This window comes from Streptomyces sp. NPDC001100 (assembly GCF_053598575.1).
Window position 1 is genome coordinate 108,150 of sequence record NZ_JBSFKO010000021.1, and the last position, 13,254, is coordinate 121,403.

Here is a 13,254-nt window from a genome sequence, read left to right on the forward strand (position 1 = left end):
CTTTTGAGTGGCTAACCGTCCGAGCGCTTGCCAAAGACCGGGACAAAGGCACCAGAACGCCCGAACCTCACGGCAGGTTCTTAAGCTTCGCTAGCCTTCAACCGACTTGCCACCCGAACGAGTTGCGCCCGCGGCGGCGCCGGCCTTGACCGCGCCGTCCTTGGCCGCCGCCGGGGCCTCAAAAGACTCCAACGCCTCAAGGACGTCCTGGACACGGGAGATCTCGGCATTGATGTCCTCGCGGCGGCGGACCAGCACGTCGAGTTCGCGCTTGCCCTCCTCCACCGTGCGCCGGGCCTCGCGGATCGCCTCCGCCTTCAGGTCCTCGGCCTCACGGATCAGCGTGGCCTTCTTCTGCTCAGCCTCCTTGAGGAGACCCTCCGCCTTCTTCACCGCGGCGATACGGACCTTGCCCGCCTCGGAGTTGGCCTCAGAGACCAGCTCCTTGGCCTTCAGCTGCGCCTTGCCGAGCTGCTCCTCGGCCGCCTTGATGAGCGCGTCGCAGCGGTCGCCGGCCGACCGCATCGTCTCCGCCGACTCACGGCGGGCCCGCTCGTGCAGACTCTCGATCTCGTTCGTGATGCGGTCCCGCAGCTCCTCGGCCCGCTCCCTTATGGCGGTGGCGTCCCGGCGCGCGCCGACCAGCAGCTCGTCCGCGTCCGTACGGGCCTGCTCCACCAGGGAGTTGCCCTCGACGGTGCTCTCGGACACCAGCCGGTCCGCCTCCTTGCGGGCCGCGCCCACCATGGAGTCGGCCTGCGCCTCGGCGTCCGCCGTGGTCTTCTGCGCCTGCTGCTGCGCCTCGCTGAGAAGCTTGTCGGCCTCCGCCGCGGTCTCCGTGATGAGCGTGTCGACCTGCTCGGCCACGTCCGACCGGCGCTTGTTGGCCTCCTTGCGGGCCTCGTCCAGCGTCCGCTCGGACTCCTCGCGCGCCGCCGTGGTGACCCGCTCCGCCTCCGCCTCCGCGTCCGCCCGCAGCCGCGCGGCCTCGGCCCGGGTCCGCTCGGCGTGCAGCTGCGCGGCCCCGACCGTCTCGGCGGCCTCGGCCCGCAGCCGCTCCGCGTCCCCGGTCGCGTCCGAGATCAGCTTCTCGGCCTTGGCCACGGCCTCCGAACGCACCCGCTCCGCCTCGTTGGCCGTCTCCGTCTGGAGCCGCTCCGCCTCCGCCGTCACCTCGGTGATGAGGGTGTCGGCCTGCGTCGCCGCGTCCGAACGGATCCGGTTGGCGTCCTCGCGGGCGTCCGCCCGGGCCCGCGCCGCGTCCTGGTCGGCCTGCGCGATCGCGTCCGCCGCCTCCGTGCGCCCCCGCTGGAGGTGCTCGGCGGCCTCCGAACGCATCCGCTCGGACTCCGCGATCGCCTCCGCGACCGTGCGCTCCGCGAGCGCCTTGGCCGCGTCGGTCTCCTCGCCGGCTACACGGCGGATGCGGTTGGCGTCCTCGGTGGCCCGCTCCCGCTCGCTGTAGGCGTCGGCGCGGACCCGGTCCGCCTCCTCCTGCGCCTCGCGCCGCACCCGGTCCGCGACATGCTCGGCGGCCGACCGCAGCCCCTGGATCTCCTCCTGCGCCTGCTCGTGGAGCCCGGCGACGGACTCCCGTACCTGCTGGGCGTGCTGCTCGGCGCCCGACACCATCTCGGTGGCACGCCGATCGGCCTCCTCGACCAGCCGGACAGCCTCGGCCTGCGCCTCCTCCACCCGGTTGCGGGCGGAGGCGAGCAGCTCCTCGCTCTGCTCCCGGGCCCGCTCGCGCTCCTGCCCGGCCTCCTCACGGGCCGACCCGAGCAGCTCCTCCGCCTCACGGCGACGCCGTACGGCCTCCTCCTGGGCGGCGGCCAGCGTCTCCGAGGCCTCGATGGCGAGGCGCTCGGCGGCGGCCTGCGCCTCCGCGCGGACCCGGTCGGCGGTGTCCTGCGCCTCGGACTTGAGCCGCTCGGCCTCGGCGGACGCCTCGGACCGCAGCCGTACGGCGATGGACTCGCCCTCGGCACGGGAGGCGGACGCGTCGGCGGCGGCCTCGTTGCGCAGCCGGTCGGCCTCCGCCTCGGCCTGTGCCTGGAGGGAGCGGATGCGGTCGGCGGCCTCGCCGCGCAGGCGTTCCGTCTCCTCGGCGGCCTCGCGGCGGATCCGCTCGGCCTCCTCGCGGGCGTCGGTCAGGGCCTGTTCGGCCGCGGCGAGCCGCTCCTCGGCCTCGTTGTGCAGCCGCGTCAGGCCCTCGGCGGCCTCCTCGCGGCGCGCCTCTATGGCCCGCTCGGTCTCGTCACGCAGATCGCGCGCGGCCTGCTCGGCGTCCGCCTTGATGCCCTCGGACTGCTCGATGACCTCCGCGCGGTGGCGCTCGGCCTCCTTGCGGGTGCGGTCGAGGGTCTCCTCGGCCTGCCGGCGCAGGGTGGTGGCGCGCTCGATGGCCTCGGTGCGGACCTTCTCGCTGTCCGTGGTGGCGGTCTGGCGCAGCTCGTCGGCGTCGGCCCGGGCCTTGGAGAGCAGCTCCTCGGCGGTCTTGGCCGCCTCCTCGATCTGCTGGACGGCCTCGCGGCGGGCCTCGGCGCGGATGCGCTCGCCCTCGCCGACCGCGTCGGCGCGCAGCTGCTCGGCCTCGCCGCGCAGCCGGCGTGCCTCCTCCTGCAGTTCGACCGTCTTGGCGCGGTACTCCTTGGTGTCGTCCTTCGCCGCGCCCTTGAGGCCTTCGGCGATGTCGTGCGCCTGGGCGCGCAGCCGGTCGGCCTCGGCCTCCGCCTCGGAGCGGATCCGCTCGGCCTCCTCGGCGGCGGCCTTCGTGGTGTTCTTGGCGTCCTCGGAGGCTTTGTCGAGGACTTCCTCGGCGGTCCGGGCGGCCTTGGCGAGCTGGGAGGCGGTCTCCTCGGCGGTGAGGCTGCGGGCGTTCTCCTCGGCCTCCGCGATGATCTTCTCGGCCTTGGCCTTGGCGTCGGCGACGACCTGGTCGGCGTCCGCCTTGGTGGTCTCGGCCTCCTTGGTGGCCTCGGTGACCAGCCGGGCGACCTGTTCCTTCGCCGTGCGCGTGCGCTGTTCGTTGGCCGACTCGGCGCTCGCGAGGGCCTTGGCCGCGGCCTCCTTGGCCTCGCTGAGGACCTTCTCGGCCTCCATGCGCGCTTCACGCAGTGAGGTTTCGGCCTCGGCCATCCGCAGCTCGGCGGCCCGGCTCAGCTCGGTGGCCTGGCGGCGGGCGGAATCCGACTCGTTGACCGTGGAGCTGCGCAGCTGCTCGGCGTGGTCGGTGGCTTCCTGGGCCTGGCTGGAGGCGGCGTTCAGCAGGCGTTCGGCGTCCGTGCGGGCGCGCCGCAGCAGTGCCTCGGCCTCCGAGCGGGCGGCCTCGGCGTCCATCTCCAGCCGCTGGCGGGCCTCGGCGGCGACCCGCTCGGCCTCGGCACGGGCGGCGGCCAGCGCCTGCTCGGCCTCGGCGCGGGACTCCTCGACGAGCCGGCGGGCCTGTGCCTCGGAGCGGGCGCGCAGCTGCTCGGCCCACGCCACGTTCTCGTTGACGTGCGACTCGACGGTCTGCCGGCGCTCGCCCAGCTCCTGGTCGAGCTGCTGGCGCCGGGTCACGGCCTCCTGGTGCAGCTCGGCCTGGAGACGGGCGGCGTTCTCCGCGTGTTCCTGGAGGATGCGCTGGGTCTGCGCGCGGGCCTGGCTGAGCTCCCGCTCGGCATCCTGGCGCAGCTGGTCGGCCTGGATCTGGGCATTGCGGAGCATCTGTTCGGCCTGGTAGCCGATGTCGCCGCCCTCGTACGCGGGCCGGGACATGAGGGTGCGGCGCGCCTCGTGGAGCTTGGCGCGCAACACCTCGACCTGGTAGCCGAGGTCCTCGGCATGCTGGATCGCCTTTTCCCGCTCGGTCTTCAGCCGCTCCATCTCGGCCTCGAACCGAGAGAGGTGGTCGACGTCAGCCGCCGGCTCTCGCTCCTGGCGTTCGTAGCCCCGCACTGCGCGGTCCCATCCGTCCCCTGGTCGCGGTTTACTCCAACGAGCGCCGTTCATCCGCCGAACGGTGCTCCCGGGGAATGGTGTCAGATCAACGGCGGAGCACGGGCTGCTGCCCCGACGCTCGCCCCCCGAAACCGGACCCCGGCATGCCGTTGCCCTGGTTGCGAGCGACGACCGACCCCAACCCTACCGGCCCATATGTACGAGGGTCAGTGCTCAGGTGACTCAACAGGCGCCGAAGTGACCAGTTCTGTCAGTACGCCATGGCAATCCTTTGGATGCAGGAACGTGATCCGTGACCCCATGGAGCCGCGCCGGGGCTCCTCGTAGAGAACGCGCACGCCCTTGCTCCGGATGTCCTCCGAGTCGGTGTCGACGTCGGCCGTGCCGAAGGCGATGTGGTGGACCCCTTCCCCGTTCTTCGCCAGCCACTTCCCCACGGCGGAGTCCTCGCGGGTGGGTTCGAGGAGCTGGAGGTAGGAGGCGCCGCCGTCGTCCGTGTTGTTGATCTTCAACATGGCCTCGCGTACGCCCTGTTCCTCGTTGACCTCGGAGTGGAAGACCTCGAAGCCGTACGTGGCCCGGTAGAACTCGACTGTCTTGTCGAGGTCGAAGCAGGCGATCCCGATGTGGTCGATTCGAGTCAGCATGTATGTAGTGCAGCGCTAGCCGGGTGGTTACGCAACGTGCGCGCGATCACACCGACGGCCCGATGACGGGGTGGTCTACCGCTCAGTACATTTCAAGTAAACCCTCGTTCACTCCTCAGCTGAAACACGCTGGAAGGGGATCGCACCTCATGTCTGGAACGAACAGCACGACCTCGGTGATCGTCGCGGGCGCCCGAACGCCCATGGGACGGTTGCTGGGCTCCCTGAAGACCTTCTCCGGAGCCGACCTCGGCGGCTTCGCGATCAAGGCCGCCCTCGACCGTGCGGGTATCGGTGGCGACCAGGTGCAGTACGTGATCATGGGCCAGGTGCTCCAGGCCGGGGCAGGGCAGATCCCGGCACGCCAGGCGGCCGTCAAGGCGGGCATCCCCATGAGCGTCCCCGCGCTCACCGTCAACAAGGTCTGTCTCTCCGGCCTCGACGCCATCGCGCTCGCCGACCAGCTCATCCGTGCAGGTGAGTTCGAGATCGTCGTCGCGGGCGGCCAGGAGTCCATGACCAACGCCCCCCACCTGCTCCCCAAGTCCCGCGAGGGCCACAAGTACGGCGCGATCGAGATGCTCGACGCGATGGCCTACGACGGCCTGACCGACGCCTTCGAGAACATCGCCATGGGCGAGTCGACCGAGAAGCACAACACGCGCCTCGGCATCGCGCGGCCCGAGCAGGACGAGGTCGCCGCCCTGTCCCACCAGCGGGCCGCGGCGGCGCAGCAGAACGGTGTCTTCGAAGCGGAGATCACGCCCATCGAGATCCCGCAGCGCAAGGGCGAGCCGGTCGTCTTCAGCAAGGACGAGGGCATCCGCGCGGAGACCACGGTCGAGTCGCTGGGCAGGTTGCGCCCCGCGTTCAGCAAGGACGGCACGATCACCGCCGGTACCTCTTCCCAGATCTCGGACGGTGCGGCGGCCGTGGTCGTGATGAGCAAGACCAAGGCGCAGGAGCTGGGCCTTCAGTGGATCGCCGAGATCGGCGCCCACGGCAATGTGGCGGGACCCGACAACTCGCTCCAGTCGCAGCCGTCCAACGCGATCCTGCACGCCCTGAAGAAGGAGGGCCTGGAGGTCGAGGACCTCGACCTGATCGAGATCAACGAGGCCTTCGCCGCTGTCGCGGTCCAGTCAATGAAGGACCTCGGGGTGTCCACGGAAAAGGTGAACGTCAACGGCGGAGCCATCGCCCTGGGCCACCCCATCGGCATGTCCGGCGCCCGTCTCGTCCTCCACCTCGCCCTGGAGCTCAAGCGGCGCGGCGGCGGGGTCGGCGCGGCGGCACTGTGCGGCGGCGGCGGTCAGGGTGACGCGCTGATCGTGCGGGTACCCAAGGCCTGAGCAGCAGTACCTTCTCGCAACGGAACGGAGCCGTGATGCAGGACGTCGCCTCGCTGGTGGCCCAGGCCAGGGAAGGCCGGCCGCGGGCCGTGGCCCGGCTGATCTCCCTGGTGGAGGGGGCGTCCCCCCAGCTCAGGGAGGTCATGGCGGCGCTCGCACCGCTGACCGGCGGGGCGTACGTCGTGGGTCTCACGGGATCGCCGGGCGTGGGCAAGTCGACGTCCACCTCCGCGCTGGTCACGGCGTACCGCAAGCAGGGCAGGCGGGTCGGCGTCCTGGCCGTCGACCCGTCCTCGCCGTTCTCGGGCGGCGCCCTGCTCGGCGACCGCGTCCGCATGTCGGACCACTCCTCCGACCCAGGCGTCTACATCCGCTCGATGGCCACCCGCGGCCACCTCGGCGGCCTCGCCTGGTCGGCCCCGCAGGCGATCCGTGTCCTGGACGCGGCGGGTTGCGAGGTGATCCTGGTGGAGACGGTCGGGGTCGGCCAGTCGGAGGTGGAGATCGCCTCCCAGGCGGACACGAGCGTGGTGCTCCTCGCCCCCGGCATGGGCGACGGCATCCAGGCGGCGAAGGCCGGAATCCTGGAGATCGGCGACGTCTACGTCGTCAACAAGGCCGACCGCGACGGCGCCGACGCGACCGCCCGCGAGCTGAACCACATGCTCGGTCTGGGCGAGTCCCGCGGCCCCGGCGACTGGCGGCCCCCGATCGTCAAGACGGTGGCCTCCCGCTCCGAGGGCATCGACGAGGTCGTGGAAGCCCTGGAGAAGCACCGGGCGTGGATGGAGGAGCACGGGGTTCTCGCTGAGCGGCGGACGGCCCGGGCGGCGCGTGAGGTCGAGACGATCGCGGTCACGGCGTTGCGGGCGCGGATCGGGGACCTGCACGGGGATCGGCGGGTGGGGGCGCTCGCGGAGCGGGTGGTGGCCGGCGAGTTGGATGTGTACCGGGCCGCGGACGAACTGATCGCGGGGATCACGGAGAGCTGACTCGATGGTCAACGTCCTTGTGCCGCTGCTACGTTGACCCACATGTTCCTCCTCATGGCATAGGGCACGCCGAACACACCGGCGTCCCTTTCCCATGCCTCCAGTTGAGGAACTCTTCGCATGTCCGCGCCTTCTTGCACGCCGACTCCGGCGTGCCCTTCGTACGCCGCCGTCCTCCAAGTCCCGTACGCGCGCCGCACGTTCACCGCCGCCCTCGCCGGACGGCTCGCCTACGGCACGGTGTCTCCGGCGGTACTGCTCGCCGTCGTCCACTCCACCGGCTCCTATGCGGCGGCCGGCACGGTGATGGCCGTCTTCGGGGCCACGGCCGTCCTCCTGATGCCCCTCCGGGCCGCCCTGGTCGACCGCCACGGCCCGCGCCGCGCCCTGCTCCCCATGGCCCTGCTCTACGGCACCCTCCTGTGCGTCCTAGCGGCGGTGACCTGGCGCCCCGGAACACCGGAGGTGGTGCTCGGCACGGTGGCTGCGCTGACGGGCATGTGCGCGCCCCCACTTGGCCCCACCATGCGCTCCGTGTGGGCCGAACTGGTCGGCGACCGGGGGCTGTTGCAGCGCGCGTACAGCCTCGACGGTGTCGCGGAGGAACTCCTGTACGTCGTCGGCCCGTTGATGGTCGGCGCGCTGATGGGCTTCGCCCCGCCGGCCGCCGGAGTCCTGCTCAGCGCGGTGCTGATCGGCGCGGGGACGTTCGCCTTCGTCACCTCACCGGCGCTGGCCGGCGTGCGCGTTCCGGCAGGCGCCGGACGGGGATTGAGGCTTTCCGGGATCCGCGGGCTGCTCGGCCCGGTCGTCGTGGCCGCCGGGATGGGGCTCGCGCTGAGTGCCGTCTACCTGCTGGTGATGGCGTTCGCGGATCAGCGGGGGTACGGCGACGGCGTCGTGCCCTGGGTGCTGGCAGCCCTGTCGGCGGGCAGCGCGCTCGGCGGCCTGCTGAACGGCGCGGTGAACTGGCGTACGGCCGCGCGGCCACGGCTGGCGTGCTCGGCGCTGGGGCTCGGGCTGGCGCTGGCCGCAGCCGGGCTGGCGGCGGGGCTGTGGTCACTCACCGTGGCGGTGGCGTGCGCGGGCTTCTTCGTCGCACCGGCTCTGACCACCGCGTATCTGCTGGCCGACGAGGTGGCCGCGCCCGAGGCGCGGACGCAGGCCGGGGCGTGGGTCAACACGGCGGTGAACGCCGGGAGTTCGGGGGGATCGGTGGTGACGGGGCTGCTGATCGGGCGGGTTCCGGTGGGGGTTTGTTTTGTGATCGCCGGGGTGGTGGCGGGTGCGGCGGGGGTCGTGTCCTGTCTGCCGGTTCGTCGTGGCTGGTCGCGCCCACGCGGCGGAGCCGCACATTGACACAGCCCCGCGCCCCTGAAGGGCGCTGCCGTGACCGGGGATGAAAAGGCGGCCGGAGTCCCGTTCGAACTCCGGCCGCCCGACTGTCAGTTGCCGCTACGGACGCCCCCGCTGCCCCCGCAAGTGCTCCGCGATCGGCTTCAGCGTTTTGTCGAGTTCCGACAGGCCCTCGGGCGTCACGAGGTCGATGAAGTGCCGCCGCACGGACGCCACATGATGGGGCGCGACCTTCTTCATCGTCTCCAGGCCGTGTTCGGTGAGCACCGCGTACAGTCCCCGGCGGTCCGACTCGCAGTTCTCCCGGCGTACCAGGTCCGCGTTCTCCATGCGGGTGATCTGGTGCGAGAGGCGGCTCTTGGACTGGAGCGTGGCGGCGGCGAGGTCGCTCATCCGCAGCCGTTTGTCCTCCGCCTCGGAGAGGTTCACCAGGATCTCGTAGTCGTTCATCGTCAGGCCGAACGGCTGCAGGTCCTTTTCGAGCTGGTACGTCAGCAGCCTGTTGACCTCCAGGTGGGTGCGCCAGGCGCACTGCTCCTCATCGGTCAGCCAGCGCGTGGCCGTCTCGGTCTCCATGAATGAAGTCTACCTAAAATGTTGAAAGGCGAACTAGTGAGGGTGGCGTGACGGCGCGCACACGTTCGACGTCACACTCCGCAGACTACCGCTCACAGCCCGAAGCGACGCTGGAGATCTCCCAGCTGTCCGGGAAGGCGCGGTGCGCCCGCTTGCTGTGAGGGGCCTGTGGGAACCCCGCCCCCGCCCGGTACCCCGGGCTCGTGCGGCACAACCCCTGTGGCCTGCTCGGGCATCAGGTTCTCGGAGGACTGGAGCAGTACCGTACCCGCCCCGACGAACTCGAACTGGTGCTCCTCCCCGGAGGCCCCGCCGATGCCCGTCATCGCACGTAGGCCGCCCATCAGACCGGTCATGTACGCATGGTCGTAGTGGTGGCACGGAGAGGGGCAGTCGGCCCAGCCGACGAGCGCCTGGGGGTCGACCCGGATCGGGGGTTCCATGAACACCACCGGCCCGCTGGAGGCGGCCACGATCTTGCCGGTTCCGATGAGTGTCAGAAACCCGGGAACAATCGACTGCTTGAGAGCGAGACTTGGCTGAAAAGCGAGCAGGTTGCCGGAGCGAATGGTCATGTTGGCGTCTTCGAGGTCGTACGCGTTGACGTCGAAGGCCCGGTCGGCGAGCAGCATCTTGCCCGAGCCGTCCGCCACGACCCAGTCGCTCGCGTGCAGAGGCGAATGAAAGGACGTACGGACAAGCCGGTCGAGTCGCCCGTGCCCGATGCCGTTGAACTCCATCGAGCCGTAGTAGGCGATCATCTTCCCCTTCTGCAGGAACCACTGGCTCCCCTTGAGCTCCACGCAGAAGGTGTACTTGTTGACGTTGTCGTCGACCGGCAGGGTCATCGGGTCGAAGACCGTGGGGCCGGACCCCGCGTACTGGCTCACAGTTTCTCCTCCGACGCCTGGACGTACACCGCGCCGCTGCCGCTCAGCTCCAGCTGGAACGCCTCGCCGGAACCCCGGCCCACCATGTCGCGCCAGCCGAGCGCCGTGGACAGCTTGTTGCGTACGTCGCCGTGGTGGGCGACGTAGGCCTGCGGGTCGACATGGACGGGTCTGCCGGGTGTGATCGGCACCTCGAAGACCCCGCCGTGGGCCATCACGGCGACCGCGCCCCGCCCCTGGAGGGTGGTCGTGAACAGCCCCTGGCCGGTGACCTGGCCGCGGACCATGCCCATGACGCCGCCCTGCGAGCCCATGAACATCGTGCCCTGCTGGAGGGTGCCCTCGAAGGCGAGGAGGCGGTCGGCCTCCACATAGAGGGTGTCTCCGGTGAGCTCGATGATCTGGATGTGGTGGCCGCCGTGACCGAACATCACGGTGCCGCTGCCCTCGACGGTCATCAGCGGGGTCGACTCGTTCGCCACCCGGCGGCCGAGCATCGACATGACGCCGCCCTGGCCGCCCTGGATGTTCGGGGTGAAGGAGACGTCGCCCTTGTAGGCGAGCATCGCGCCGCGCTGGCTGTACAGCCGCTGGCCCGGCACGACGGTGGCCTGGATCATCTTCGAGTTGATCTCCGTGAACGTCATGTCACACGTCCCCCGCGATCGTGTTCCGCTCGCTGGGCTGGACGTAGACGAGCCCGTCCCCCTCGAAGCGGATCTGGAAGGCCTCGCCGCCGCCCTCCCCGAAGAAGGTGCGGAAGGTCACACCGGACTGGAAGGACTGGTGCAGGTTCCCCTGGTGCGCGATGTACGCGCCGGGGTCGACGGTCAGCGGGTATTGCCGGCTCACCCGCAGCACCACCGCCGGGCCGTCCGACATGATCGCCGCCTGGCCGTGGCCCTCGACGGTCGTCGTGAACAGCCCGTTGCCCTGCGAGGCACCGCGCAGGCCCGTGAACGTCGTGCCCGTCCTGAGCCCCGCGTCCGTCGCGAGCAGGTTGCTCGACTCGACGTACAGCTTGTCGCCCTGGAGATTCACGAGGTTGATCTCGGAGGCCCGGTCCGCGAACCAGCAGGTCCCCTGCCCCCTCACCTCCATCACCGTCATCTGCTCACCGGTGAGCCGCCGGGTGACCATCCCCCGGATGCCCTCACCGCCGCCGCTCATCTTCTTGAAGGCCATCTGCCCGTCGTACGCGACCATCGAGCCGTTCTTCGCCTTCACGGCGTCCCCGGTCATGTCGACGGCGAGCACCTTGCTGCCCTGGAGTCGAAACATCGCCACGGTGCGAAGGTAGCCGCAGGGGCACGCCCGCGGACAGGGCCTGTGGGTGGACAACGACCCTGACCTGCCCCCTAAGGGAGACCTACGGCGTGTCCCGGGGCGCGTTCAGCCGGATGACCGCCGTGCCCGCCCGCAGGTCGACCGTCGACCACGGCGGGTCCCCGTCCTCCTCGTCGTCCCGCATCACCAGCGCGCTCCGGCGTTCCTTCAACTCGGTCTGCTTGCCCGGCGAGAGGCTCGCGTGCAGCTGTTCGAAGCCGGTCGCGGAGATCTGCCCCTGCCGCCCGGCGTTCCGCCAGGGCAGCACCCCGGCCCGCCCGGCCCGCAGAAGCAGCTGGTCGAGGAAGGCGAACACCGTCAGCAGTACGACCAGCCCGGGCAGCGTCATGAAGAAAACGAACTGCACGGTCACTCCCGGGGCGTCGACGACGGACCCCCAGTCTCGGCCCGCTCCGCCGTTTGCCACAATGGACGAACGTTTGTGCTCGCGTTCACAAGCTGTGGACGTCTCTCCCACCGAAGGTGACCTGTGGACATCAAGACCGCCACCGCAATCCGCCGCCTCCGCCTGGTGTCGGCCCCCGAGGCCGTGTCCTTCCTCCTGCTGCTCCTCTGCTCGGTGCTGAAGCGGACCACGGACTTCAACGCGGTGCCCGTGATGGGCATGGTCCACGGCGTCCTCTTCATCCTCTACGTCCTCTTCTGGGCCGACGCCTGGAACCGCACCAAGTGGGGCCCGAAGACGGCCGCCCTCTACTTCGTCCTCTCCGTGCTGCCCACCGGCGGCTTCTTCGCCGAGCGCAAGCTGCGACGCGAGTCCGAGGACGCGCTCATCGCCTCCCGCGCCCGCCAGGAGCAGCAGGGAGCCGTGAAGGCATGATCGTCGCCTTTTCCGTGACGCCCCTGGGTGTCGGTGAGGACGTCGGCGAGTACGTCGCCGACGCCGTCCGCGTGGTCCGCGAGTCGGGCCTGCCCAACCGCACCGACGCGATGTTCACGTCCGTCGAGGGCGACTGGGACGAGGTCATGGACGTCGTCAAGCGCGCGGTCGCCGCCGTGGAGGCCCGCGCCCCGCGCGTCTCCGTGGTCCTCAAGGCGGACATCCGCCCCGGAGTGACCGACGGCCTCACCTCCAAGGTGGAGACGGTCGAACGACACCTGGCGGACTAGCCGGAACCTCATCCGTCCAGCGCCGCGCACAACCGTGACACGGCCGCCGGGTCCGGAACCCAGCCCAGCGAGGCGACGACCTGGCCGCTCGCGAACTCCCGTTGGGCGGCGGTCACCGTCGGGTCGACGGCGCACTCGGCCTGTACCCGGACGTAGTTCAGCGCGGTCGCGAAGAGCATCGAGAACGACTGCGGCCCCTGCACGACGGCCTGCCCGCCGGCCCTCCGATAGGCCCGTGCCACCCGCACCCCGGCCTCGACGTCCCCCTCGTTCCCGCCCGACCACACGAACAGGGCGCGGGCCAACTCCCGTTCCGCCGAGGCGGATCCGGCGTTGTCCCAGTCCAGGAGGACGGGACCGTCCGCGCCGACCAGCACGTTCTGGGGCTGCAGATCGAGGTGGGACGTCACCAGGTCACCGGGGCCGGACGGCGTCACCCACCGCGCCAGCTCCCGTGCGGAGGCGCCGATGAACCGGCCCAGCGCGTCCGCCCACGGCATCCCCGCCCGCCGGACCTCCGTGTCGAGCGCCGCCCACTCGTCGTCCCGCGGGCACCGCTCGTACCAGCCGCTCGGCGGCTCGGTCTCGCCCGCTCCCGCCCGGTGCAGCAGGGCCATGGTCCGGCCGAACCAGTCCAGGACGTCCGGGTCGGAGGCGTCCGCGGGGGTGCCGTCGATCCAGTCGTACAGCTTGACGGGGGAGCCGGAGCCGAGGCGGGAGACGTACGATCCCTGCCGGTCGGGCAGGAGCCGCGGCGACGCGATGCCCAGCCGCTCGGCGGCCTGCCGTAACGCGGCCTCGCGGCGGACCTGTTCCTCGTCGCAGCCGAAGAGGAGTTCCTTGACGGCCCAGGAGGTGCCGGCTCCGGACAGTTTCCAGATCTGCCCCAGCGCGCCCCGCGTGACCGGTGTCAGCGTCCATGGTCCGGCGCCGAGCGCGTAGGTCTCGGCGATGAGATCGGCGGTGTCGTGCATGCGGGTGCCCTTCGGAGTGGTGATCGTCGCGGCATTCTCCCGGAGCCGTCCCTCCCCCTGTCTCTCCG

The 13,254-nt window shown here is 71.0% G+C and carries 13 protein-coding genes; 5 read left to right on the plus strand and 8 right to left on the minus strand.

Annotated features, from left to right (window positions below; genetic code table 11):
- Positions 1-90: 90 nt before the first annotated feature.
- Both scy and mce read right to left on the minus strand, forming a co-directional pair.
- The gene (scy, locus tag ACWDEW_RS28450; protein ID WP_450516183.1) at positions 91-3,939 is read right to left on the minus strand and encodes a polarized growth protein Scy; all 3,849 of its coding nucleotides are present in this window, start codon (positions 3,937-3,939) and stop codon (positions 91-93) included.
- Between the two features lie 209 nt (positions 3,940-4,148).
- Positions 4,149-4,589 (minus strand): methylmalonyl-CoA epimerase, encoded by a 441-nt coding sequence (gene mce, locus ACWDEW_RS28455; RefSeq protein ID WP_450516185.1) that lies wholly within the window; start codon positions 4,587-4,589, stop codon positions 4,149-4,151.
- A 149-nt stretch (positions 4,590-4,738) separates the two neighbouring features.
- On the opposite strand from mce, the gene ACWDEW_RS28460 reads away from it, so the two are divergent.
- The 3 genes from ACWDEW_RS28460 (at position 4,739) to ACWDEW_RS28470 (ending at position 8,292) form a co-directional block, all read left to right on the plus strand.
- A complete protein-coding gene (locus ACWDEW_RS28460; RefSeq protein WP_450516187.1) occupies positions 4,739-5,941 on the plus strand; it encodes an acetyl-CoA C-acetyltransferase in 1,203 nt (400 codons plus the stop codon).
- 35 nt (positions 5,942-5,976) lie between these two features.
- Positions 5,977-6,933, plus strand: a complete 957-nt coding sequence (meaB, locus tag ACWDEW_RS28465; RefSeq protein WP_450516189.1) for a methylmalonyl Co-A mutase-associated GTPase MeaB — start codon at positions 5,977-5,979, stop codon at positions 6,931-6,933.
- Between the two features lie 120 nt (positions 6,934-7,053).
- Positions 7,054-8,292 carry an MFS transporter gene (locus tag ACWDEW_RS28470; RefSeq protein WP_450516191.1) on the plus strand — a complete coding sequence of 413 codons (1,239 nt, stop codon included), beginning with the start codon at positions 7,054-7,056 and terminating at the stop codon, positions 8,290-8,292.
- Between the two features lie 96 nt (positions 8,293-8,388).
- Here the strand turns inward: ACWDEW_RS28470 and ACWDEW_RS28475 are convergent, their stop codons facing one another.
- From ACWDEW_RS28475 to ACWDEW_RS28495, 5 genes are all read right to left on the minus strand, one after another.
- Positions 8,389-8,865 carry a MarR family winged helix-turn-helix transcriptional regulator gene (locus ACWDEW_RS28475; RefSeq protein WP_362981864.1) on the minus strand — a complete coding sequence of 159 codons (477 nt, stop codon included), beginning with the start codon at positions 8,863-8,865 and terminating at the stop codon, positions 8,389-8,391.
- A 92-nt stretch (positions 8,866-8,957) separates the two neighbouring features.
- Positions 8,958-9,755: an AIM24 family protein gene (locus ACWDEW_RS28480; protein ID WP_362981862.1), complete on the minus strand. Its 798-nt coding sequence runs from the start codon at positions 9,753-9,755 to the stop codon at positions 8,958-8,960.
- Entirely contained in the window at positions 9,752-10,402 is a 651-nt protein-coding gene (locus ACWDEW_RS28485; RefSeq protein WP_450516193.1) for an AIM24 family protein, read from the minus strand. Before ACWDEW_RS28485 ends, ACWDEW_RS28480 begins: the two co-directional genes overlap by 4 nt.
- A gap of 1 nt (position 10,403) precedes the next feature.
- The gene (locus ACWDEW_RS28490; RefSeq protein ID WP_317880806.1) at positions 10,404-11,036 is read right to left on the minus strand and encodes an AIM24 family protein; all 633 of its coding nucleotides are present in this window, start codon (positions 11,034-11,036) and stop codon (positions 10,404-10,406) included.
- Between the two features lie 88 nt (positions 11,037-11,124).
- Positions 11,125-11,448 (minus strand): DUF6191 domain-containing protein, encoded by a 324-nt coding sequence (locus ACWDEW_RS28495; RefSeq protein WP_450516194.1) that lies wholly within the window; start codon positions 11,446-11,448, stop codon positions 11,125-11,127.
- 123 nt (positions 11,449-11,571) lie between these two features.
- Between ACWDEW_RS28495 and ACWDEW_RS28500 the strand changes: the two genes are divergently transcribed.
- Together ACWDEW_RS28500 and ACWDEW_RS28505 are read left to right on the plus strand one after the other, a co-directional pair.
- Positions 11,572-11,922, plus strand: a complete 351-nt coding sequence (locus tag ACWDEW_RS28500) for a DUF3817 domain-containing protein (protein WP_450516196.1) — start codon at positions 11,572-11,574, stop codon at positions 11,920-11,922.
- Entirely contained in the window at positions 11,919-12,212 is a 294-nt protein-coding gene (locus tag ACWDEW_RS28505; protein ID WP_450516198.1) for an MTH1187 family thiamine-binding protein, read from the plus strand. Before ACWDEW_RS28500 ends, ACWDEW_RS28505 begins: the two co-directional genes overlap by 4 nt.
- 8 nt (positions 12,213-12,220) lie before the next feature.
- Here the strand turns inward: ACWDEW_RS28505 and ACWDEW_RS28510 are convergent, their stop codons facing one another.
- The gene (locus tag ACWDEW_RS28510; protein ID WP_450516199.1) at positions 12,221-13,186 is read right to left on the minus strand and encodes a phosphotransferase enzyme family protein; all 966 of its coding nucleotides are present in this window, start codon (positions 13,184-13,186) and stop codon (positions 12,221-12,223) included.
- Positions 13,187-13,254: the final 68 nt, after the last annotated feature.

Excerpts from the sequence above, each read along its gene's own strand:
- mce (WP_450516185.1), bottom strand. The coding sequence starts at position 4,589 with ATGCTGACTCGAATCGACCACATCGGGATCGCCTGCTTCGACCTCGAC.
- ACWDEW_RS28460 (WP_450516187.1), top strand. The coding sequence starts at position 4,739 with ATGTCTGGAACGAACAGCACGACCTCGGTGATCGTCGCGGGCGCCCGA.
- meaB (WP_450516189.1), top strand. The coding sequence starts at position 5,977 with ATGCAGGACGTCGCCTCGCTGGTGGCCCAGGCCAGGGAAGGCCGGCCG.
- ACWDEW_RS28470 (WP_450516191.1), top strand. The coding sequence starts at position 7,054 with ATGTCCGCGCCTTCTTGCACGCCGACTCCGGCGTGCCCTTCGTACGCC.
- ACWDEW_RS28475 (WP_362981864.1), bottom strand. The coding sequence starts at position 8,865 with ATGGAGACCGAGACGGCCACGCGCTGGCTGACCGATGAGGAGCAGTGC.
- ACWDEW_RS28485 (WP_450516193.1), bottom strand. The coding sequence starts at position 10,402 with ATGACGTTCACGGAGATCAACTCGAAGATGATCCAGGCCACCGTCGTG.
- ACWDEW_RS28490 (WP_317880806.1), bottom strand. The coding sequence starts at position 11,036 with ATGTTTCGACTCCAGGGCAGCAAGGTGCTCGCCGTCGACATGACCGGG.
- ACWDEW_RS28505 (WP_450516198.1), top strand. The coding sequence starts at position 11,919 with ATGATCGTCGCCTTTTCCGTGACGCCCCTGGGTGTCGGTGAGGACGTC.
- ACWDEW_RS28510 (WP_450516199.1), bottom strand. The coding sequence starts at position 13,186 with ATGCACGACACCGCCGATCTCATCGCCGAGACCTACGCGCTCGGCGCC.